General features: G+C 41.9%; 17 protein-coding genes. 9 read left to right on the forward strand and 8 right to left on the reverse strand.

Going from position 1 to position 22525, the window contains the following annotated elements:
• Positions 1-14 precede the first annotated feature (14 nt).
• The 4 genes from HGR01_RS26605 (at position 15) to HGR01_RS26620 (ending at position 8314) form a co-directional block, all read left to right on the forward strand.
• Positions 15-2060 carry a contractile injection system tape measure protein gene (locus tag HGR01_RS26605; RefSeq protein ID WP_052335216.1) on the forward strand — a complete coding sequence of 682 codons (2046 nt, stop codon included), beginning with the start codon at positions 15-17 and terminating at the stop codon, positions 2058-2060.
• Between the two features lie 4 nt (positions 2061-2064).
• Entirely contained in the window at positions 2065-6435 is a 4371-nt protein-coding gene (locus HGR01_RS26610) for a DUF4157 domain-containing protein (protein WP_045871008.1), read from the forward strand.
• Positions 6436-6441: 6 nt separating this feature from the next.
• The gene (locus tag HGR01_RS26615) at positions 6442-7020 is read left to right on the forward strand and encodes a hypothetical protein (protein WP_045871009.1); all 579 of its coding nucleotides are present in this window, start codon (positions 6442-6444) and stop codon (positions 7018-7020) included.
• An 88-nt stretch (positions 7021-7108) separates the two neighbouring features.
• A complete protein-coding gene (locus tag HGR01_RS26620; RefSeq protein ID WP_052335217.1) occupies positions 7109-8314 on the forward strand; it encodes a YbjN domain-containing protein in 1206 nt (401 codons plus the stop codon).
• Here the strand turns inward: HGR01_RS26620 and HGR01_RS26625 are convergent.
• Positions 8311-8730, reverse strand: a complete 420-nt coding sequence (locus tag HGR01_RS26625) for a hypothetical protein (protein ID WP_045871010.1) — start codon at positions 8728-8730, stop codon at positions 8311-8313. The genes HGR01_RS26620 and HGR01_RS26625 overlap by 4 nt on opposite strands.
• A gap of 634 nt (positions 8731-9364) precedes the next feature.
• Here HGR01_RS26625 and HGR01_RS26630 point away from each other — a divergent pair.
• Both HGR01_RS26630 and HGR01_RS26635 read left to right on the forward strand, forming a co-directional pair.
• Entirely contained in the window at positions 9365-10168 is an 804-nt protein-coding gene (locus HGR01_RS26630; RefSeq protein WP_045871011.1) for a DUF4157 domain-containing protein, read from the forward strand.
• A gap of 191 nt (positions 10169-10359) precedes the next feature.
• Positions 10360-10500, forward strand: coding sequence for a hypothetical protein (locus tag HGR01_RS26635; protein WP_155539294.1), 141 nt, complete (start codon positions 10360-10362; stop codon positions 10498-10500).
• Between the two features lie 161 nt (positions 10501-10661).
• Here HGR01_RS26635 and HGR01_RS26640 read toward each other — a convergent pair whose 3' ends face one another.
• Positions 10662-11177, reverse strand: a complete 516-nt coding sequence (locus tag HGR01_RS26640; RefSeq protein ID WP_045871012.1) for a hypothetical protein — start codon at positions 11175-11177, stop codon at positions 10662-10664.
• Between the two features lie 400 nt (positions 11178-11577).
• Here HGR01_RS26640 and HGR01_RS26645 point away from each other — a divergent pair, with 400 nt between their 5' ends.
• On the forward strand, positions 11578-12921 hold the full coding sequence (locus HGR01_RS26645) for an ATP-binding protein (protein ID WP_235623058.1): 1344 nt from the start codon (positions 11578-11580) through the stop codon (positions 12919-12921).
• Between the two features lie 431 nt (positions 12922-13352).
• Here the strand turns inward: HGR01_RS26645 and HGR01_RS26650 are convergent, their stop codons facing one another.
• Together HGR01_RS26650 and HGR01_RS26655 are read right to left on the reverse strand one after the other, a co-directional pair.
• Positions 13353-14774 carry an ATP-binding protein gene (locus HGR01_RS26650; protein ID WP_045871014.1) on the reverse strand — a complete coding sequence of 474 codons (1422 nt, stop codon included), beginning with the start codon at positions 14772-14774 and terminating at the stop codon, positions 13353-13355.
• Positions 14774-15148 (reverse strand): response regulator transcription factor, encoded by a 375-nt coding sequence (locus HGR01_RS26655; protein WP_052335218.1) that lies wholly within the window; start codon positions 15146-15148, stop codon positions 14774-14776. Before HGR01_RS26655 ends, HGR01_RS26650 begins: the two co-directional genes overlap by 1 nt.
• Positions 15149-15703: 555 nt before the next feature.
• On the opposite strand from HGR01_RS26655, the gene HGR01_RS26660 reads away from it, so the two are divergent.
• Together HGR01_RS26660 and HGR01_RS26665 are read left to right on the forward strand one after the other, a co-directional pair.
• Positions 15704-16426 carry a rhomboid family intramembrane serine protease gene (locus HGR01_RS26660; protein WP_045871015.1) on the forward strand — a complete coding sequence of 241 codons (723 nt, stop codon included), beginning with the start codon at positions 15704-15706 and terminating at the stop codon, positions 16424-16426.
• Positions 16427-16658: 232 nt separating this feature from the next.
• On the forward strand, positions 16659-17333 hold the full coding sequence (locus HGR01_RS26665) for a rhomboid family intramembrane serine protease (RefSeq protein WP_045871016.1): 675 nt from the start codon (positions 16659-16661) through the stop codon (positions 17331-17333).
• A gap of 230 nt (positions 17334-17563) precedes the next feature.
• Here the strand turns inward: HGR01_RS26665 and HGR01_RS26670 are convergent, their stop codons facing one another.
• The 4 genes from HGR01_RS26670 to HGR01_RS26685 all read right to left on the reverse strand — a co-directional run bounded on the left by HGR01_RS26670 (position 17564) and on the right by HGR01_RS26685 (position 22330).
• Positions 17564-19738, reverse strand: a complete 2175-nt coding sequence (locus HGR01_RS26670; protein ID WP_045871017.1) for a GumC family protein — start codon at positions 19736-19738, stop codon at positions 17564-17566.
• 6 nt (positions 19739-19744) lie between these two features.
• Positions 19745-19870: a hypothetical protein gene (locus HGR01_RS26675; protein WP_264263786.1), complete on the reverse strand. Its 126-nt coding sequence runs from the start codon at positions 19868-19870 to the stop codon at positions 19745-19747.
• A 111-nt stretch (positions 19871-19981) separates the two neighbouring features.
• The gene (locus tag HGR01_RS26680) at positions 19982-21319 is read right to left on the reverse strand and encodes a polysaccharide biosynthesis/export family protein (RefSeq protein ID WP_045871019.1); all 1338 of its coding nucleotides are present in this window, start codon (positions 21317-21319) and stop codon (positions 19982-19984) included.
• A gap of 306 nt (positions 21320-21625) precedes the next feature.
• Positions 21626-22330: a cyanoexosortase B system-associated protein gene (locus tag HGR01_RS26685; protein ID WP_045871020.1), complete on the reverse strand. Its 705-nt coding sequence runs from the start codon at positions 22328-22330 to the stop codon at positions 21626-21628.
• Between the last annotated feature and the right edge of the window lie 195 nt (positions 22331-22525).

A 22525-nucleotide genomic window follows, 5' to 3' on the forward strand; every position in this document is an offset into this window, starting at 1 on the left:
CCCCTCATCCCCTTATGAGCCAACAACGCCACATCATCGCCAAAACTGTACTAGAAATCGATACTGGGAACCTAGCAGATGTGTCGAGTTTACAAGAAGATGTTAGCCGCTTGCTTCAGCAGCAGATTGCGCCGAAAATGGAACGCCTTTTTGATCAACTGGTGGAGGGCGATCGCATTATCCGGCTAGATCAGCTAGTGGTCGAAGTTGGCTCGGTGGATCGGCAATTTTTGGCGGATGAATTTAGCAACAAACTATTAGCTGTACTAGAACAAACTCTGCGCGATCGCCTCTCTAATCCATTAATCACAAACAATACTGAAATTATTTCCCGCGATCGCTCTGGTGCTGATTGGGAAGTGTTGCTGTATTTTTTGCAGTTTGGGCGTTTACCCTGGTGGGTGACATCTGGAGAGTGGGAGGCTTGGTTTTCTCGATGGTTAGCAGTGATGCAGACTGAAACTGCTTGGCGCTTACCTTTGCAGGAATTGCTAGCAACTAACCCAGCCGTGCGTCAGCGTTTAGTTGAGCAGCTACCGGAAACCTTCCGCCACCAGATGATATTACAACTCCAACCTGCTTGGACAAGTTGGGCTACCCTGCTCACCCAAGCGCGCCAGCTGATACAATCCCTAGAAATTAGCAGCAGCACCGCCCGTTACCTAGATAGGCAAGCTTGGCTACTAATTTTGAGCGAAATCAACCCACAGCAGCCATCGGCTATACCTTTGCCAGCTGAGGCTTGGAGTCTTAACTGGCTAACTCAACTGGTGCAAACTGGGCAAGTTGATGCGATCGCGCAACAAAAACTACGCAGCAGTATTGCCGCATTGCCTATTAGCGAAAAATCTCTGTGGCTAAATGCACTTGCACAAGTATTAAATTTAACATCAGAAAACCTAAATTTATCAGCAGAGCAGAATGGCGATCGCCCAATTACTGATGGGGAAATTTTGCTGTACTTCTTAGCTTTTGGTCATCTACCACCAGGGCATTCTTCTGGTGATTTGCTGCCACGCTGGGAAGCCATTACCCAAACAGAAAATAATTTACAGATAAGACTGCGGGAATTACTGATAAATAACCCAGCTGCGCGACAGCGATTAATTGCACAATTGACAGAAGGCTTTCGGCATCAGTTGATATTAAAGTTACAGCCAGCCTGGACAAACTGGCGCACTTTGCTGGCGCAAGCAAGAGAATTGATACAGTCTTTAAGCCTCAGCGATGACACCTGCCAGCAATTAGAACGGCAAGCTTGGCTATTGCTGTTAGCAGAAATTGACTTAGATAATACACCAGTCAGACCTTTACCAGTTGACACTTGGAGCCGCAATTGGCTAGCCCAACTTTTACAAACTGCTCCCGAATTGCGGGAAATTCCTCGTCAGATCCTGAGCCAATACCTACGTGATATTATTGAAGCATTGCCAATTACCGAAAAATCTTTGTGGCAGACAGCACTCAACCAAGTGCTAACTTCTACATCGGTTGATATTAATACGCGATCGCAAAACCTTCAAGCAGCCCAAACCTTATCTCCAGCAGAAGAGATAGCCGGATTGTTTGTCAACCAAGCCGGACTGGTGCTGTTACATCCATTTTTACGGAACTATTTTCATGCTGTTGGGCTATTAGATGGTGATGCCTTTGCGGATGAGTCAGCACAGCAAACAGCGATTTACCTACTGCATTACTTGGCAACTCGGCAAACCGATGCCCCGGAATACGAATTGGTACTGCCTAAATTACTTTGTGGTTGGTTGCTCAACGAACCTGTAAACCGTAACATCGAATTACCCGAGGCTGCCCTCATGGAAGCAGAAAACCTCCTACAAACCGTAATCAACTACTGGCAAGCCCTGAAAAGTGCCAGCCCTGATGGTTTACGGCAAGGCTTTTTACAACGCGAAGGCAAACTTACCCGCAGTAGTGATGGTAACTGGCAGCTTCAAGTAGAGCAACAGTCAATAGATATCCTACTAAGTCGCTTACCTTGGGGACTGAGTATGGTGAAATTGCCCTGGATGGAAGAACTTTTGATTGTGGAATGGAACTAAGACCATGAAAACCACCGAGAACAAAAGCACCTCTAGTCAACAGCACGCCAAGGCAGATCAGTCCTGGGGAGTGCAGGAACGAGATCAAGCTTTTTTCTCGGAATCAGCACCGCAACAGACAGCTTTCTTTGATCCTGGTGCAGCATCCTGGGTACAACCCAAATTCATCGGTGAGCGATCGCTTTTCTTCTCACCTTCTACCACTGCCACAATTCAACGAAAATGCGCCACCTGCGAAGCCGAGGCAAAATCGCAGCTTGGGGCAGAACCAGCTGCTGAAACACCAAACATTCAGCGAATGCCTGCGTTTGAAAGTGAAGCTGAAACACCTACTATTCAACGAATGCCTGCGTTTGAAAGTGAAGCTGAAACGCCCAAGGTTCAGCGAATGCCTGCATTTGAAAGTGAAAGAGGAGTGCAAGCAAAACGCTTGTCCAGCGTCACTGCTATTACCCCAAAAACGCAACTAGCTACTGAAACCAAAGAACAGGAACCACAAGAAGAGGCGATCGCAGAAACCCCACAGATACAAAAGATGCCTGTGTTTGGCAACGCCGATGATGCAAATGATGGGGACGATAAAAACAGTAAGCAGCCCTGGGTGCAATTTAGTTTAACAATCGGTAAGCCAGGAGATACCTACGAGCGGGAAGCTGATGCAATGGCTGACCGAGTAGTAGCAATGCCCAGGTCAATAGGATCTAACTTAACAGCTAAAAACCTGGGAAGTCCCAACGCCCAACAGGTAAACCGTAAGCAAAGTGTGGCGATGCTGATGCGGCAAGCAGCAGAGGGTAGCCCCACCCCCGCACCCAAAAATTTAGAAAGTCGTCTCCAGTCCCAGAGTAGTGGTTCGCCTCTAGATACCAACACCCGCACTGAGATGGAAGGGGCATTTAATGCCGATTTTAGCGGAGTCCAGATTCATACCGGGTCAGAAGCCGCCACTTTGAACCAAGATTTAGGCGCGCGCGCTTTTACCCACAAAAATCAGATTTTCTTTAATGCGGGTGAATATCAACCAGAGTCGCAATCTGGGAAACACTTGCTCGCCCATGAGTTAACTCACACGCTGCAACAAGGAGCATCGGTACAACGCAGCCAGAACGCCACATCTCAGACTAGCGAATCCATGATTCAAGGTTCGTGGTGGGATGATTTGATAGATTTTGCCGACGATGTCGGCTGGAGAATTGTACGAGAATTTGCCCCAGGGCTAGAGCCAATTATCCGGAAAGGGCCAGATGGTATCTTTGAGTGGATCAAAGAATTGGTCGGTTCCGCCATCGAAGGCGTTTTCAACAATTTAATGAGTCCTGTACGAGCGATCGCAGGCATTGATAGCCAATTAACAGCCCAATTTGCACCGATATTAGCATCAATTCAAGCTGCGGCCAGTCAAATAGCAGCTAATGATTGTACGCCCATCCGGGAAGCCGCCGAAAAAATTGAGCAAGCGGCAATGCGGCTGATTACACCCATCGTCGAAAAATTACAGCCCGTCGTCGCCAAAATCAAAGATTTCCTCAACGGAGTTTGGGACAAAATCGGTGCGCCGATTTGGGGATGGATTCAGCAGTTTGCCTCCGCCCAATGGGAAAAAATTCAATGGTTGGGACAGAAGCTGCAAGCAGTTGGCAAGTGGATTTGGGATAAAACAGCCACAATCCGCTCAGTTGCCGATCGCATGTGGACTTGGCTGAAGAATAAACTGGGTATTGGTGACGGGGCTGAAGGACAAAACGGTCTGTTGCAATGGGTACAGAAAAAAATCGATGCCGCATGGACAGCCATTAAAGCCAAATTAGAGCCGTTTAAACAACAACTGATCTCCATTGGTTTGGCTGTTGGTGGGGTTGCCCTGGCTCTTTCCCCAGCCGGCCCAGTGCTGGCGATTGGTACTGCCGTTGTCGGCGCTGTAAAAGGATTGCGCTGGATTTCTGCCAATTGGGGCAAAGGAAATATGATTGTCCAGGCACGCACCTACGTGCAGCAATCCCTAATTCCTATGCTCATAGCAGGAGCAAATCGTTTTAGTGCCGCAGTTACACGCATGGCAAATGCCGTCAACTCTGCACTAGGTAGTTTAGCTACAGGTATGATGAATGCCGTCAGTGCAATCGGCGGTTCGCTGTTGCGAGTAGCGATGACTGTCGTGCAGTGGATTGCTGATAAAGTAGTTGCATTAGCAGATTGGGCTAGACAAACCCTCGGTAACCTAACTACTTGGTTAGAACAAACTCTGAACACCCTACAGACCTTCCTGCAAAAAATGCTCAACTTCTTTGCAGAGGTCGGTAAGGTTGTCTTAAATATCTGGTTATTGCCTGCATTTTTAGGTAAAACAGTGTGGAATTGGATACCCCAATGTATCCGCGACCCCATTATTGATTTCATTGGCCCGATCATCCTGCGCCAAATCGAGATATTCCAAGAATTAGCAAAAGACCAAGAGGCTTGGCAAAAGACGAAGGCCGACGTATTGAGGATTATTAATCTCGTATTCGTAAATCACGATTTGATGGGCGCAGTCAAAGCCACCTTCCATTTGATTCTGCGGGTGTTTAACGTGCCGCCGGAGTTGGTGGTGAGCATTGCCCAAAAAGCCATAAATGCCTGGGATACAGTCAGTAAGAAGCCAATCGAATTTATCAAGAATGCAGTCAGAGCGATTGGTCATGGTTTCCGGCGACTCTGGCAAAAGATTAGAGAACACATCACATTCGGTCTTCAAGGCTGGTTGTTTGGCGAACTAGCCGAGAAAAATATTAGCCCGCCCGTTAGCTGGAGTGACCCCAAAGCTATCTTTTACTTTGTATTAGACGTGCTGGGACTATCGATGGATCGCATTTGGGAATTACTTGCTAGGCGCTTCCCACCTGAAAAAGTAGCGAAAGTACGACTTTTATTTGGAAAAGCTGCCAGAGTTGTAGAGTGGATTACTCATGCGATCGACACCTCTAAATCTCCTGCGGAAAATGCCCAAGGCATCTTCAATCAGGCTAAAGAGTTTGGTGCCAGTATTTTGACGGGCATTGCCGAGTGGGTTGCTGGCAAGGTTGCCGAAGAATTGGCGATTTTAGCGGCAGCAGCAGCGGCTTCCGGCGGACTTTCTGAAGTTCTCGATGTCGTTCGCCGCATCTACAAAGCGATTAAGACTGCCGTTCGTTGGGCGCGGCGCATACTCGATATGGTGAATGAAACCTTCGATCATATTATTGATATCGCTGCTGGCAATTTAGAACCTGTCGGAGTCAAACTTGAGGAGATTATGCACCGTGCTATGCCTATAGTGATTGGCTTTTTAGCTGATCAAGTGGGCTTAGGAGGCGTTGGTCAGGCATTACGCGATGTTGTCGATAAACTCAGAGAAAAAGTGGACGCGGCAATTCTCTGGCTAATTGACAAGATTAAGGCAGGAATTGAAGCGTTGATTGGGGCAGTCAAAGCAGGTGTTAAGGGTCTACTGAAGTTTTTCGGTGTACGAGAGCTTTTTGAAGATGGTGAGGGCAAATCTCATGCTGTTTACTATGAAGATCAAGGTGGGGAACCTACTCTAATCGTCTCTAGTTCACCTAAACCAATTCGGGAGTTTCTTGATTTTTATGTGGACTTCAGAAATATCACTTCAACTTCTTCTAAGGGAAGTATGGTGGCGGATATTCGCAACTATCTATCAACACAAATTGAACCTGTAATTCGACAGATGAAGCAGGCAAAACGAGATGGTGATACAGCTACTGAGGAGAGTAAGCAAGGGGAACTTCTTCAGAAAAATACTGTACTTTCACAGAAGTTGCGCGATCTGATGGCTGGCGATCAAAATGTAGGGAAAATTATCGACAGCTACCGTCTGGAAGGAATGACAGGAACCTATTCTAGTATTCCAAATCCGACTTCCGATCAACTCACGCCCGATCATCAGCCCCAGGCAGCGATTCTTGTATGGGCGGCTTCAGAATCTTTCTTTGGATCAACTAGCAATATGGCTCGCCGCGCAGCAGGCAGGGCTGCAAGAGGATATGCTATCAATCTACATTTCAATCGACATATAGCAGGTAGGACTTATGGAGCCAAAGGGGATGGAACTAAAAATGCCTTCATTTCCAAAGCGAATCGCGAATTACGAGGTATCCGAACCAATCAGGAAAAACGCAACGTTGTAGTGGATTTAATGAAAGATGAGCTGGCTGCTGATGTTCAAAAAATGAGAGATGTTGCAGATCGGAGTTCCAAGAATGAGGTTTGGGCTGATATTCATGCATTAGATATTAGCCAAGCCGAGAAAGACCAACTGATCGGTACAATTAAGAGTAATATTTTGGCGGGTGAGAATCAAATAGCAAATCAAGATCTAGATAGTTTAAAGAGCTAATTCCCGATGAGTACAGACACATTACAAAAGTTTTATGAATTCTGCCATAGGGTAGACGGATTATTTTGCGATTTTGAAGTAGTGGAAGACGAAAAAAAATGGCTCAATTCTCTACTATTGCCAGAAGCAGAAGGGTTCTTTAAAGTAATCGGTATGCAAAAGAATGGTTCGTTAATCTGTTTCTGGTCTTACAAAAAAAATCTGCCTTTAGAGCAACAACCTATTGTATGGCTTGATAGCGAGGGTTTTCCAATTTCTGTTTTCTCGTCTGATGTGCCAACCTTTTTATCTATTTTGCCTTATGATACAGGTGCTATTTATGATATTTTGTTTGCTTGGCAAGAATACTGGAATTCTTCTATAAAGCGAAAAACTCCAACATCTAAATTTACAAAAAAAACGAAAATGTATCTAGAGATGTGCCAAGAAATTTACCCTTTTCATCAGCAATTTGTTGAATGGTTGAGAACAGAAGTAGGTGTGGAACCTGCCATTAATCCTGCTCAACTCATTGGTCAAGCAATAGAACATTTTCCTCGTTTAGATATCTGGTTAACTGAGAATAAATTAATTCGACGCGCTTAGTGAGAATATGCACTTTAAGCTAGGTATAATACTGGCATTATGTATAAAATGAAGAAGATATCTTAATTATGAAGAGTAGATATGTTTAATGAGCGATTCTATTAATAACTTGCTGAGGAAAGAACTTGTATTATTGAAGCCTTCAGGTTCATCAATACCGCTACAGTTTCTCGCCTTTGATCTGATTGAGCAAGACACTACTCTTTGTGAATGCCGTCTCACATTTCGAGTGACCTCACAACTTTATCAACAAATTGAAACTGAATCATTATTCAATCTCAAACCCGAGTTACGCGGTGCTTTTAATGTCGCCAGTTTTCATAGTGATGTTGATATTGAAATCGAAGCTACCCTACAACCTCAACTCTTACCTCAATTAGCAGAACACGCAACCGATAAAGAAAGTGCGATCGCCTACTTAACTACTTGTTCATCACCCAACCCATTACTCTCTACCGAAAGCTGGTTTGCACTAAAGGTTTCACAAAATCTAGAATCGGGCGAAATTGGTTATCGTACCTTCTGGTCTTACCTGAACCCTGCGAGTTTAACGCCAGATGCGATCGCAAACGGTCAGTTCCCTCAAGCAATGGAACAGTTTCTCAAAGACCGCAATGAGGCTAATTTATTAATGGCTGAACAAGCTATCTCAAAAGTCTTAGAAGAAATTTCTCATGATTTAAAAAATTGGGATGAAACTGAATTTCTCAAACAGACAGAAACCGCAATTTCAGATTTTTTCTCGGAAGTCACAAACGCTTTAGAAAGTTGGGTTGAGCCAAATCAAGCGATTGGTAAAACCAAAGCCAAGGGAAAAATTTATCAAGCAATGCTCGATTTTTTCTCCCAAGAAGATTGGGAATTTACCAAACTTAAAGGAGAACTTACTTTACGTCTTGCTTGCCAAGGAAAAAACGGACAATGGAACTGTTATGCTCTAGCTAACGAAGAGCAACAGCAATTTTTGTTCTATTCCATCTGTCCGTTAGAAGTACCTTCCCTGAATCGCAGTGCGATCGCCGAATTTCTCACTCGTGCTAATTATGGTATGGTGATCGGCAACTTTGAATTTAACTTTGACACTGGCGAAATCCGTTGCAAAACCAGCATTGACGTTACAGGCGATCGCATCACCTCAAGCCTCATCGAACGGCTGGTATATGCAAACGTTATCACCCTAGACCAATATTTACCAGGCATTCTAGCTGTGATTGCAGGAAAACTGTCGCCAACAGATGCGATCGCTCTTGTGGAAACTAATACTGATAGAGAGAGTGAAAAAGGCGATCGCTAGGTAGTCGGTTCCGGGGTAGCATCACGCCCAACTAAAATTTCTAGTTCAGCTTTGTTTTCGGGTTTATTCTCAGGTCCATTCTTCAAGTTAAACTTAAGAATTTTTGGATCGCTTCCTAATAAAGAAACTACTCCTGAACCCAAATAAAAATGAGGTTGGTCTAAGTCTATCTTGTCTGAACTATCGATACCGTATGAGAGTTTAATGTTTTTCTTAGCGTCGCTGTATATACTTGATTTAATCAGCAAGAAACTGATCCGTTTTCCTTCCGATGGTTGAACTTCTACAGATATGTCTTTTCCTGGTTCAATCGAAATATCAATTTTGTCATAGGCTTCTACAGCTAATTCCTTAGCCACATTAATTGTCGGGCCTCCAACTACTTGCACTGTCAGCGACACATTAACTTTTGCCATATTTACCTTCTTGTGTTGATAAGTGGGAATATCGGATTCATCACTTTTGCTGTTGGTTCCAACTCAACGTCAAATACTTAAAAAGCTGCTTGGCAGAGTTATCTTACGCCAGTTCTCTTAGCTAAGAGTCCAAACTTTGATAAGTCCACAGCCTATTTTGGTAAAAAGCCTTGATTTCCCTTAGATAACAAAAAATTACTCAATCTAGTAGCTGCTGATGACTGGCAATCTAAATAATAAATCATTAGCGTTCTGAAACCTAAATTTATCAACAAGGATTTACATTAGAAAAAGTTATAACTTCACAATAATTACTGCCTATAAATCGTTGAAGATGAGTGAATGATTATTTTTATCCTCAAGTCATCAATTCATAAGAAATATAAATGATTTAAAATTAAATTTATAAATTACTGTTTTATTTATATTTATTAAATATTGAATTTATTGTATTGTAAATTCCAGAAAAATTTTAGGATTTGCATTAATAACCAGGATTTAAAAATCAGAAGCTATTTGTTCATTCTGGTACAGAGCGAGTCAAGGAAACATAGCAATAAGACTATCAGTATTTTTGCTCTCAAAATGAGATAATTATTTCAATGTTAGAATTTTATTAACCTTAATTCCCCTTATGGTAACCTTCCAATTCAAACGCTCCCGTAAAGCACCTACTCAAGAAAACCATGAATCTTTCTTTAAAAAAGAAGGAAGTAATGAGAGTCATTTTTTCTCAAGCACTCAGGGAAATAGCATCCAAGCCAAACTCACTATTGGCAAGCTCAATGATAGCTTTGAGCGAGAAGCCGATACAGTTGCTGATGCTGTAGTGAATCATTCAAGTAGCGATCGCAATTCTCAGAATATTTCCTCACAGGCGATGGTACAGCGTCAACAAGACACGCTAAACTCCCGAATTCAACGCCAAGAGGAACCCAAAAAAGAAGAAGTGCAGACAAAACCAGAATTGCAACTTGCTGAAGAACCCAAAAAAGAAGAAATGCAGACAAAACCAGAACTGCAACTTGCAGAAGAACCCAAAAAAGAAGAAGTGCAGACAAAACTAGAACTGCAATTGGCAGAAGAACCCAAAAAAGAAGAAATGCAAACTAAGGTTGAGACTGGTACCCAAAAAGCAAACCCTTCTTTTTCTGACCGTCTCCAAAATAGCAAAGGGCGTGGTAATTTATTACCAAAAAAAACCCAAGCTGAAATGTCATCTGCTTTTGGTACAGATTTTAGCGATGTCTACATTCATACCGATGAAGAATCTGTGCAAATGAATCGGGAATTAAAAGCTCAAGCATTCACTCGCGGAAAAGACATATATTTTAATCAGGGAAAATTTGACCCCGATACAGTTACAGGGAAACATCTCTTAGTCCATGAACTAACCCATGTGGTGCAACAGAACCCAGACAAACGCAAGATTCAGTAAAACATTCAACTAGAGAAAACTTACAGATGTAATACCAATTATCAAAAATTCAGCAACAAATCCAAACTCAAAAACTAATGCTAAGGAAACATTTGAGTATGCCAAGAGATAATATGGCAAATATTTTCTCAAACATTGGATTTTAAAAGATATCGAATTTTAGTTTTTATATTAATTTTGTGAGGTGTTTTATGCTGGAATCATTGTTTTGGTTTATTACTTTTCCCTTCTTTTTGGCATTCATTATTGGGTTCATGAGCTATGGTATTGGTGAGATTGCTAATTCTGCCAATAAGAAGACAGAAAAAGATGCCAACCCAGTTTCATCATGAGTAAAAAGATTGGTAATTTGTAATTACGAAACTGAATCTTTTTTTATTTTGGTGAATTGTTGTTACGGCTAATTCCTATTGTCTCTAACCTTCCAATGTTTCATAGCCGTAACATAACGCCAGTGTTTCCAAGTTGGGAAACTACATTAAATAAATAACTTCTAACTGGTTTGTGAACTCTGGGATGATGCAGGTGAGGGAGTAGCTTCACCCCCTGCTGTAGTAGAATTTGGTTCGGCTTTCGACTCGTCGAATTTAATTTCCCAGCCAAACAAGTCTTTAATGAATGAATTAGCCCACTCAAATGTCCGCTCTAAAGGCCATAAAATAATTTTCAAAATTGCAACTATGAGTTCATCAATGCTTGGTTTTTTTGTCTCTATCCAAGTCCGAAAATAAAGACCACTTTTAAAACCAATACCCCATACCCAAATAATTAGGGCGCATAATAAGAGAAATAAAAAGGTAACAACAGTAATTATTTGCTTAACAATCTTCCAGGTTTTTGCCCCGGCTTTTTGGTAAACCGATGAAGTATCTTCTTCAAAAAGAGTTTGGAATAATTGGGTGATTTCTTGAAAAGGATTGTACTGTATAGGTTGAGCAGCATCTCTTGTATACAAAACCGGAAGGCTACTCAATGATGTTGGACTTTGTTGAATCTTTGTTTCTGGCATAAGTTTAGTCAACCTCTTAGTTTAATAGCACTACACTCAATGTACATTTCGATTGATTAGCAAAAATAGATATGCTTTTGTGGCAGCATCAGGAAAAACTAATGTTTGCGGCTAATTTAAAGAGAATTATGTCTAGTTTTGTAAACTCTGAAGCTGAAATTGTACTATGACGAGCTAAAGTTTGAGTGATTTTGCTTGTTATTTTACAATCATGTCTAATTTATTATGGGATGACATTCTGAGAAAGAAAATTGATATATAAATTAAAAACTCAATCATAGAGAAGCCAAAAAACTTATTTCTCGCGTTGTGCATCTCGACATAATATGTCCTTGTTACAAACCCCCAATTTTGTTATGGGTATTTTGAATTTTAAATTTTGAATTCGGAGCAAAGCGACGTGACGCAGTTGCTTAATGTTCAAACTCTAGAAAATGCACTCGATTACCTGGCTAAGGTGATTGAGTGGCGCATGGACTACCACTTCGGCAGTAATGAGTCAGTAAAAGCACCAATGCCTCATTTGCCAGATGAATGGCTGAGTGCTGAAACGCCCCTAAATAGCTTTATTCGCAAACATAAATTAGATACTGCGGAGCAACTAACTTTACTGATGGCGATCGCACCGCATTTGCAACCCGATTTTTTTGATCGGCTGATTACAGCTAACTTACCTCAAGCTGGGGATTATCCTCAAATTGGTGGCTGGCGGGGTAAGGCGCATCGGGGTTTTTTACCTACGGGTGAAACAGTACTGTTCATGCTAGGAGGCGATCGCTTTGCGGAAAGGCTGCGTTTGCAACAAATGTTTAGCGAAGAACATCCCTTTGCGCGCGATCGCGTCATCTATCTCGATTCACCTGCTGAGGGTGAACCGATGATGAGCGGTAAGCTGGTTATGCTTCAAGATTACGTCGAATTATTCACCCAAGGGAGCTTTTCTCGTCCCCATTTCAGTATTAACTTTCCGGCTCAACGCATCACCACAGAAATGGAATGGGAAGATTTAGTTCTGAATACTCAAACCTTACAACAGATTCATGAGCTAGAAGCTTGGATTACTCATAGCCGAACCATTCTTTATGACTGGAACATGAAAAAGAAGCTCAAACTCGGCTACCGAGCGCTTTTTTATGGCCCCCCTGGTACAGGTAAAACCCTCACAGCCAGTCTTTTAGGAAAATACACAGGTAAAGATGTCTACAAAATAGACATTTCTATGGTGGTATCAAAATTTATTGGGGAAACAGAAAAGAACCTAGCTAACCTCTTCGCGCGCGCTGAAAGTAAAGATTGGATTTTGTTTTTTGATGAAGCTGATGCGCTATTTGGTAAACGTACTAATGTCCGTGATGCACATGATAAATATGCTAACCAAGAAGTCAGTTATCTACTGCAAAGAATAGAAAATTATGATGGGCTAGTTATATTGTCTTCCAACTTAAAAAGTAATATTGACGAAGCTTTTATCCGCCGCTTTCAATCAATTATTCAATTTCCTATACCTAATGTCAAAGAGCGATCGCAACTTTGGCAAATGGCTTTTCCTTCCCAAATTAAGCTAGCTGAATCTGTAGATTTACCAAAGCTTTCAGCCGCTTACGAATTAACTGGCTCTGATATCTTAAATATAGTGCAGCATTGCTGTTTACAAGCACTCCAGCGAGGCGATGCGGTCATTCATCATGAGGATATACTTGACGCTATCAAGCGGGAATTAAACAAAGCTGGCAAAATTATGTGAGCCTAAAAATTACACCAATTTGAAAAAAGAATGCGACAGATTGTAGGGGCAAGGCACTGCCCATTGAGGGCGGGCGTTATACAAATACCTCGCGCCCTCATCCCCTAACCCCTTCTCCCGCAGGAGAAGGGGAACTAAATCTCTGGCTCCCTTCTCCCTGTGGGAGAGGGGCTGGGGGTGAGGGCAAAACCTTGCAACCAAGAGGTTTTCACGTTAAGTTGACACCATTGGGCACTGCCTTGCCCTCTAGAATATTTATTGATATGTCGCAAACATTATTAGGACTTACGCAAAAGTAACGGAATTACGTCATTACGAGCGCAGCGACGTAATCGCCTGATATTCTGGGATTGCTTCCCTACACTTCGTTCCGGTCGCAATGACAAATTTTGCTTGCGTAAGTCCTGTATTTGATTTGGAAGCATACCCGCTTAGGCTTTTAGTGGTAGAGAAATTATGAAAGTTGCACCTTGATTGGGAGGGCTAGTAGCTGTAATACTACCTTGATGAGCTTCAATAATCCGCTTAGTGATGGCTAACCCCAAACCATTACCACTACTTTTGCGTGAGGGGTCTGTGGTATAAAATTGCTCAAAAATCCGGGGTAAATCGCCTTCCTTGATTCCTTTCCCCTGGTCTTGAATTTGAATAATTGCTTGTTTTCCTCTGCTATAGCCAGAAATTAAGACTTGCGAGTTAGCTGGTGAATGTTTGATTGCATTATCTAATAAATTGAGAATTGCCTGTAATAATCGTTCGGGATCGCCTTGGATCGTGAGGGGATCTACATTCACTTGGAGAGCAATTTTCACGGTTTGCATTCGCGGTTCGATGGCGTTAACAGCACGGTTAATCAATCCTTGCAGTGAAATGCTTTGCTGTTCTAGTTGCGTGACTCCCGCTTCTAAACGTCCTAAATCCAAAAGGTCATGAATTAATCTTGCCAAACGTTTGATTTCGCTGTCGATAGTTTGAAAAAAGCGATCGCGTATTTCTGGTTCTTCATAGGCTCCGCCTTTGAGTGCGTCCACTGTCACCTGAACGTTACTGATGGGAGTACGCAGTTCGTGAGAAACATTAGCTAAAAACACCCGGCGTTCTTGATCTAGTGAAGCTAATCGTTCACTCATCCGGTTAAGTTCTGCTGCTAATTGATCCAACTCATTGTTTTCATGGATTGTTAGCTTATCGCCAAAATGACCGCCACCCAAGCGAATGGCAAAGTTCTGCATAATCTCAATCGGTTTTGCAAGACTACGCGCAAAGCGACTGCTAATTAATGCACAGAGTAAAATTGTGATTGCTAACGTGCCCAAGACACTCCAAAACACCCTAGCAAACTGTCGCTGAAACTGCTCCAAAGTAATCGACATTCGCAACACACCCAAAAATTGACCGTTGCGTTCAATCGGTCTAGCAATGTAGAGCCGATCCTCATTAGATAAAACTCCTTTAGCAACTCCTTGTTCTACGCGATTTTGTAGAGATGCGCGCATTCCCGCAACCGCATCCCAGTTTTTCACTCGGCTGTCTAGCTTGGGGTCAGAAGTCGCTATCAGGATACCTTGTGGAGTAAAAACTCGCAACGTCACATTTTGCGGTGCGCCATACCTTTGCACCAGTAACTTGACTCGGGGAATATCTTTTTCTTCTAGTCCATCTGCGACACTTTCACTTAATGCACTCGTCCAGTTATCCAGATCTACTTGTCGCATTCGCATAAAATAATCAGCGAACGACCACAGAATATAACCTGCTAACAGTGATGTGCCAAAAGCTGTCAACATTAAATATGTACCAAACAGCTTTGCATGAATCGTATTTAATTTAATTCGAGGTAAAAAGCCTTTCATCAAGGCTGCTCCTCTGAACGACGACGCAACACTGCTTTAATGCGCGCTAACAGTTCACGAGTATTGAAGGGCTTAGTTACATAATCGTCTGCGCCTGCTTCTAAACCCCAAACTTTATCTACATCCTGATCTTTAGCTGTCAGCATCACGATAGGGACATTAGAAAAGGCTCTAATCCGCCAACAAACTTCCATACCATCAACTTCTGGCAACATCAAATCTAGCAAGATGATATCTGGTACTTGCTTGTGAAACTGTTTAATTGCATTGTGCCCATCGACGGCTGTACTTACTGTATAGCCTTCTTTTTGTAATGTATATGTGAGACTGTCACGCAGGGCTGCTTCATCATCCACGAGTAAGACATGTGGCATTTTCACTATTAAACTTTGAGACAACTGTTAATATTATGTTGTGTACTTGACTGTATATTATACATCTATCTCAAGAAATAAATTTGATTATTTAATAGAAATTAAAAGGCATGATTTGAGTATTTCAAATTTTGAATTATGGTTGTAAATATTAACAATAAATAATAAAAAAACTTAATAAGATTGAGACAAAAAATAATTGATTTAAAACATCTTAAAAATTAGCTTATTAACTACATTTACATTGAAAGCCATAATTTACGAGAAAAGATTTGGGAATAAAATTACAGTAGATTCGATGTGTATGAGGTACAGCAACTAATTGAAAAAAGTAATGAGTAATAAGTCAATTTTCTACTCATTACTCATTACTCATTACTCATTACTCATGATGTACCTCACTTACTTAAAAATGCTGTATCTTCTCTTCCCTATTTCCTTTTGAAAAAATTCAATTCTCAAGGCTAGGTTGATATCCATCCATGAGGTAGAAGCGAATACTAGCAAAATTCAGTATTGTGAGGCTAGTTGCTTATAGATGAGGAATAAACGCCCGTGGTTCCAATTAGAGATAATAATCCTACAGAAATCACGCCTTATGTCACCTTTGGGCTAATTGCTGCCAATGTTCTAGCTTTTCTTTATGAAGCTAGTCTTCCTCCTCAAGCCTTAGATGGGTTTTTACGCTTGGCTGCGGTAGTTCCCAAAGAACTGACTTTAAGTTTTGCTGGGATATCTGTACATCAACCTGTACCAGAGTGGGCTACTTTAATTACCTCACAATTTTTGCACGGTGGTTTATTACACCTAGCCGGTAATATGTTGTTCCTCTGGATTTTTGGAAACAATGTCGAAGATAAATTAGGTCATTTTAAATATCTGCTATTTTATTTATCTTGCGGAGTTTTGGCATCATTAAGCCAGTGGTACTTTTCCCAAAATTCTAGTATTCCATCTTTAGGGGCGAGTGGTGCGATCGCAGGTGTGATGGGAGCATATATTCTTCGCTTTCCCACAGCCGAAATTCTTGGTGTCATCCCTTTAGGCTTTTTCTTCCCCACTTTCCGAGTCCCAGCATACTTCTTTTTAGGTTTCTGGTTCATTCAACAAGCCTTTTACGGCGTTGCTAGCCTAGAAACACCCACCAACATCGGTATGGAAAACGGTGGTATAGCTTACTGGGCGCACGCTGGCGGTTTCCTCTTTGGCGCAATTCTCGGCCCCATCTTAGGCTTATTTAGCGACAAACCCCGAACAGCCTATAGGAATTGGGGATGAGGGGATTGGGGAACTCGGGGCCCCCTCTGGGGATAAGAGGTAATGGGGACTGGGGATTGGGGACTGGGGATTGGGGGAGGAATTCCTATTACCAATTACCAATTACCCATTACCCATTACCAAATGACAAATGACAAATGACAAATAACCAAACCAGGTGTAAATACCTAAACTTCGCAACGACCAGTCACTCAAGCTATATTGCAGATAATAATAATTAGGAAAAACACCTGTGTTTCCCCTTTACGACGAAAATCCGACGCGCATCACCCCATACTTAACTTATGGGCTGATTGGGATGAACGTTTTAGTTTTTCTTCATGAAGTGAGTTTATCTAATGCACAACTAGAGCAATTTTTTCAACTATATGCAGTAGTACCACGAGAATTAACCACCAACTTTTCCTCAGAGTGGACAACGCTATTTACATCCCAATTCTTACACGGCGGTTGGTGGCATTTAATCTCGAATATGGTTTTTCTGTGGATATTTGGTAACAATATTGAAGACCGTCTCGGTCATCTCAAATATCTAATTTTTTATTTGACTTGCGGTGCTTTAGCTGCTTTATGCCAATGGTTTATTGGCATGAATTCTGGGATTCCTTCTTTGGGTGCAAGTGGTGCTATTTCTGGAGTTTTAGGTGCTTATATTATCCGTTTCCCTCACGCTAGAGTTATGACTTTAGCCTTTTTGGGATTTTTTGTCACCACTATTAGAGTTCCAGCAATGATACTAATAGGGCTGTTCATTGTTCAGAATCTACTTTCTGGTTTTGTTAGCCTACAAACAGCAGCTAATATGAGTGTTGAAACAGGCGGAGTTGCTTACTGGGCACATATTGGAGGCTTTGTCTTTGGCATAATTCTCGCTCCCTTATTGGGGTTATTTAAGCAAGAGTATTAGTTTGTTTGTTGACTATTTCGACTGCTGAAATACGATAGACTTTATCCCCCTTCCACACTTAATAAGATTGTGGGAGGTTTAATTTTATACTTTATATAGCAATCCTAAATGATTTATGAAATATTATATGTATGGATGTTGACTGTTAACTGTTGACAGTCAACAGTCAACAGTCAGCAGTCAACAGCCAAAAACGATATTTTTCTCAACTGAAATAGGATTGCTATACTTCAATTATTATTAGCACCTACTGATACTTCTGCTCCTGCTTCTTCTGGTGATGGAAAGTTGGGTGATGGTTCAACTGGCCCAGACCATACAACGTTGATATCAGCACCATTAATAATACCTCCCAACAAACCTAATTCAGATTCAACTAATTGATCAATTGCTTCACCTAATAAGTTTTCTTGTGTATAGTTTGGTCGCGCTACAATTACCATCGCGTCACTGTAAGGTTGAATTAACAAAGCATCATTAGATAAACTTAGAGGATTAGTATCTAAAATTACTAAATCATAGCGCTCGCGCACATCTTCCATGAGCCGACGCATTTCGCTAGATTCCAGAATAGCTGCAGACTGACGCAAGGGGCCAGGGCTAGGAATAATGTATAAATTTTCAATATCAGGAACTATGTGAATACATTCGCTCAAACTGCCGTAATAGCGCAGGGGTTCAATGTTAGCATCTGGGTCAGGAGTAACTTTAAGAGATGTGCAGCTAGAAGGCGATCGCAAATCTGTTTCAATAATTAAGGTTCTTTTACCAGCACGAGCAGAAGCTATACCTAAGTTATAAGCACTTGTAGTCTTACCCTCAGTTTTACCAACGCTAGCAATTAAAAGTACTTTTAAGGTTTTACCGCCCAGACGACGGACATTACTGCGGAATTTTTCATAGAACTCTAAATAAGGAGAATCTGGGGAAAGTAAAACAGGTATAGCTTCCTTATCTAAATCATCAACTGGCATTAATGGCAATTCTCCCAGCAGTGCAACTTCCCGTTGCTTGAGGCTTTCGCGAATATCTTCTCTGGTTTTGAAAACACCTTCCAGCGAACCCAACAAGAATATTACACCACCACCAATCACCAACCCCATCAAACCGCCAACCGCCAATGTCATTGGCATACTCTTTGGTTTAACAGCATCAGCAATGGCGACGGGTTGTCTAGCAAGACTCAAACTGGTAACGGTTTCTGCTTCAGCAGTTTGAGCATCAGCTAGCTTCGCCTGCATTTTGTCATAGACAGCTTTTTTCAGTGTTACTTCTTGTTCTAAACGCGATCGCTCTAATTGTTTATTGGGGATGAGAGAATATACTTGCCGTAATCTTGCTTCTTCTTTAATTTGTTGCGCTAATTGTTGTTGCAGCGTTTCTCTTTGGGTTTGCAAAGTCACCATCTGGTTTGCTAGTTCTTGGCGCGCTGGATCTAAATTACTCTGAGTGCGAATATTCAAAGCATCGCCAGCCAGAGGCGCTGCTGTACCTCCACCACCTACTACTTCAGCAGCGCGCTGTTTGAGTAATTCCTCCGCCGCATCTTTCTGACGTTGCAACTGAATCATATTTGGGTGTTCAGGTCGCAAATCCTTACGAAGAAGCTCAATTTGTGACTCAACTTGATAAATTTGCGATCGCAAGTTACCAATAATAGGATCAGCACTCAAAGCTGAGGAAACATAAGCTTGGTTAACATTTAATCCCAATTTGTCTTGTAAACTGCGAATTTGGGCATCAACTCCAGCAATCGTGAATTGCAGCTGACGTTGCTGATTTTGACTAGTAGTCACCGCAGTTAGTAAACTACCATTCTCAGATGCTAATATTGCTGGTCGCTCTCTGCGATCGTATTGTTCTAACTTTTTCTCCGCTAACTGTAGTTCAACCTTAGCCTCTGGTAGCCGCTCATCAATTTTTTTAATAATAGATTTTAATCGCCCTGTATTAATATCACCACTCAGCTTAACCATCGCCTGCATTAATACACTCAATACCTCTACAGCGCGCTTAGGATTACTATCTTTATATTTCAGCTCAATAATAGTAGACTCTAATTGCCCGCTTCTAGCATTTTTTTTCGGTAGAGTCAGTTCAACATTATTACCAAGAGTTTTCGGTTTAACATTAACTTTTGCTGCTACAGATTCTATAAGTTCATTAGATAGCAAAACTTGTGCATTTAATTCCTGCCCTTGTTGTTGAATCTCAGTACCAGTTGTTGAGAACGAAACTGGTGGACGATTGTAAGTCAGCGCAGAATTTGCTACATAGCTAACTGGTGGGTCTGGTTGTATAGCCACCACAGTTGAACCAGCTACAACTAATGTAAAACTGGCTAATCCAATCCATTTATACTTCTCAAAAGCAATAATATAACGTTTAACAATAGGTGGAGTCATAGCAACTTAGGCATTTGTTATAGGGCATTTGTCATTGGGTAATTGGTAATTGGTAATTGGTAATTGGTAATTGGTAATTGCTCCCCTCATCTCCCTTATCTCCCTCATCTTCCTCATCCCCCCAATCCCCATTACCCCTTATCCCCAGAGGGGGCCCCGAGTTCCCCAGTCCCCAGTCCCCAGTCCCCAGTCCCCATTACCCCTTATCCCCAGAGGGGGCCCCGAGTTCCCCAATCCCCTCAACTACTTCGACCCGCCAGTAAAGAAGTCAAAGAAGCGAATAAAGCTTTGAACGTTAAAAAATGGTTGAGTAATTGTAGTCAAGGCGTTGGTAATTCTACCGATGAGGTTTCGACCAACCACAATAACATCATTATCTTGAAGCGGCACGTTTTGAGAACCATCGCCACCGAGTGCTTTTTTAGCATCTAGTCTTTGGGTAACTGCTTGACCTCTTTCTGGGTCAAAGCGTACTAAAGCAATATCCCGGAGGTTGGCAGTATCTAAGCTTATACCTCCCAAGGCATCAACAAAGGTACTACCATTAGGCAACACTTGATTGGCAATGCCTCCCGCAGCATAGTTTAATACCCTGACTCTGATTTGCGGTACCGCTAAAGTAGAACGAGCAATCAAATTGCGGTCATAACCGTCATCGCTACCGATTTCTCGACGTGGCACAATGATGGCATCGCCATCTTGGAGGCGGGTATTAGGTAAAGAACTACCATTTTGTAAGGCTGTATATAGGTCAATATTTTGGGAAATCACGGAGCCATCAACCAAGCGCCGCCGCACTTGCACTTGCCGCAAATCTGCATTCATCGTAGTACCACCAGATGTCAGCAAAGCATCCGCAACCCGGGGTATGGTGGATGAAATTGAATAAATTCCCGGTCGAAATACTTCACCGCTAATGGTAACTTGAACTGGTCGTGGTGCTGCTAATGAGACAACCACAACTGGGTCTACCAAAACACGGCTTAAACTCAAGCGAATTTTTTCTTGTGCTTCTTCCACACTTAAGCCTTGGAGGGATACTGTACCTACTTGCGGTACGACAATGTATCCTTCCGGATTAATTGCTGCTTGGAAACTTAAATCTGGACGTTGCCCTACCAATGATAAAACTACTACCGGATTAACTACGTAGCGGTCGAGCAATATACGGATTTTCTCTTGTGCTTCTGGTAAAGTTAAACCTTGAAGCGACACTGTATTGATCAGTGGGACAATAATATTGCCTTCTGGATTAATTGTGGCTTGAAAGCTCAAATCTGGAAAGCGTTGCACCACAACGCTAATACTATCTTGCGGCCCTAGGCGATAGGGGCCAGGAGGGCGCTGAATGACAATACTAATTCCATCTCCAGGGCCTAAAAGGTAGCGGTTGAGTTGGGGAGAGACTTCGTTATTAACATTCCCTGGTACAGTTTCAGTAGGGGATGGAAAGGGGAGCGATGGAGCAGGCTCTGATGGCTGTGCTGGGGATGTTACAGGTTGAGCAAACACCTCAACTGCTGTGGTCAAGAAAACACCTACCTGGAGACTGACCAAACACAAGGCGCTAAATACACGCATATTGATAAATAAAAACTATAAGCATTTTTTTATGAGCAAGCTAGACCCAAACTTGGGTCTATTTGAGTCGCTATTTTACTCTGCAAATACCTAAAATGTCTCGTCTGTATCCGAGAAATTACTATGTTCTTAAATGTAAAATTTTGGTGAATTTTGTATAAATTATCAAAATAAAACTAAGTATATTTGGTTTTGAAAGAGCGATCGCATTACCCTAAAGATTTCAGATTTAATACCCATCTCTGCACATAAATAGGGACAGAGCAATGCTGTGTCCCTATATGCTGAATAATTTATTTGCTTTTTCTAAAGCAAGCGTGTCATTAATGCAGTTTGTACAGTCTCCCCAATAGACTCAGCTAAAGGCCAAATTTTTTCCACCTGACCTAAAGGTTCCATAGGAATGAGAATACTCACAGCCACCCAAGGAACTCGCTGCTTACGCCACTGCGCTAATTGATCTGCTAAAAACCAGTTTAAAGGTGATGGATTTCCACCATTTGGGAGAGCATACCATTGCAACACCCCAAAAGTTGCTTGTGATGTAGCAGCGCGAAAGAACCTAGCTTCTACCTTAACTTCACTAGGCTGTTTCACAGTCAATTGCGCTGAACGATATTGGGCTACATCCCACTTTCCCCAACGCGACTTTCCCCAACCGTTGACTTCTGTCCACTCCACTTCCGGTTTATCCATCGGGCCATTTTGCGGTAACAATAGCACTATGGCTTGGGTGTCGGAGTCTTGTTTTTTAATTAGTTGTAGCGACCATTTATGTTCGCCAACTTCTTGTTCATTCTGCTCAACATTTTGCCAACCAGGAATATTTAACCCTGAATTGCGTATCTGTTTCAATTCTTTGAGCTGAATCACAGGTGCTAGCTGTTGCCATTGCCATTTTCCTGTCAAATATCCGGGAAAACTGCCAATAACGAATAATAGTAGTAATAATAACAGTACTACTAGTTGAGTCCATTGACTTTCTTTAACAAACTTAGATAAGGAAATCATCAATAAAATTTGCAATACTTAAGCAAGATTTTACCGCGCTCAATAGTGAAATGAGTTCAGTAATATTCACATTTAATAGCACTAATTTTATGAGCTTAAACTAAGCAATATAAACTTTTTTATCATGATATTAATGACATTTGATATGATAGATTTTATCTTTTTTAGATAAGTATTATATGACTTTTAAGCTGA

Origin of the sequence: Tolypothrix sp. PCC 7712 (assembly GCF_025860405.1) — a bacterium.
Classification (GTDB): domain Bacteria; phylum Cyanobacteriota; class Cyanobacteriia; order Cyanobacteriales; family Nostocaceae; genus Aulosira; species Aulosira diplosiphon.

Excerpts from the sequence above, each read along its gene's own strand:
- HGR01_RS26605 (WP_052335216.1), top strand. The coding sequence starts at position 15 with ATGAGCCAACAACGCCACATCATCGCCAAAACTGTACTAGAAATCGAT.
- HGR01_RS26610 (WP_045871008.1), top strand. The coding sequence starts at position 2,065 with ATGAAAACCACCGAGAACAAAAGCACCTCTAGTCAACAGCACGCCAAG.
- HGR01_RS26615 (WP_045871009.1), top strand. The coding sequence starts at position 6,442 with ATGAGTACAGACACATTACAAAAGTTTTATGAATTCTGCCATAGGGTA.
- HGR01_RS26620 (WP_052335217.1), top strand. The coding sequence starts at position 7,109 with ATGAGCGATTCTATTAATAACTTGCTGAGGAAAGAACTTGTATTATTG.
- HGR01_RS26625 (WP_045871010.1), bottom strand. The coding sequence starts at position 8,730 with ATGGCAAAAGTTAATGTGTCGCTGACAGTGCAAGTAGTTGGAGGCCCG.
- HGR01_RS26630 (WP_045871011.1), top strand. The coding sequence starts at position 9,365 with ATGGTAACCTTCCAATTCAAACGCTCCCGTAAAGCACCTACTCAAGAA.
- HGR01_RS26635 (WP_155539294.1), top strand. The coding sequence starts at position 10,360 with ATGCTGGAATCATTGTTTTGGTTTATTACTTTTCCCTTCTTTTTGGCA.
- HGR01_RS26640 (WP_045871012.1), bottom strand. The coding sequence starts at position 11,177 with ATGCCAGAAACAAAGATTCAACAAAGTCCAACATCATTGAGTAGCCTT.
- HGR01_RS26650 (WP_045871014.1), bottom strand. The coding sequence starts at position 14,774 with ATGAAAGGCTTTTTACCTCGAATTAAATTAAATACGATTCATGCAAAG.
- HGR01_RS26655 (WP_052335218.1), bottom strand. The coding sequence starts at position 15,148 with ATGCCACATGTCTTACTCGTGGATGATGAAGCAGCCCTGCGTGACAGT.
- HGR01_RS26670 (WP_045871017.1), bottom strand. The coding sequence starts at position 19,738 with ATGACTCCACCTATTGTTAAACGTTATATTATTGCTTTTGAGAAGTAT.
- HGR01_RS26675 (WP_264263786.1), bottom strand. The coding sequence starts at position 19,870 with ATGGGGATTGGGGGGATGAGGAAGATGAGGGAGATAAGGGAGATGAGG.
- HGR01_RS26680 (WP_045871019.1), bottom strand. The coding sequence starts at position 21,319 with ATGCGTGTATTTAGCGCCTTGTGTTTGGTCAGTCTCCAGGTAGGTGTT.
- HGR01_RS26685 (WP_045871020.1), bottom strand. The coding sequence starts at position 22,330 with ATGATTTCCTTATCTAAGTTTGTTAAAGAAAGTCAATGGACTCAACTA.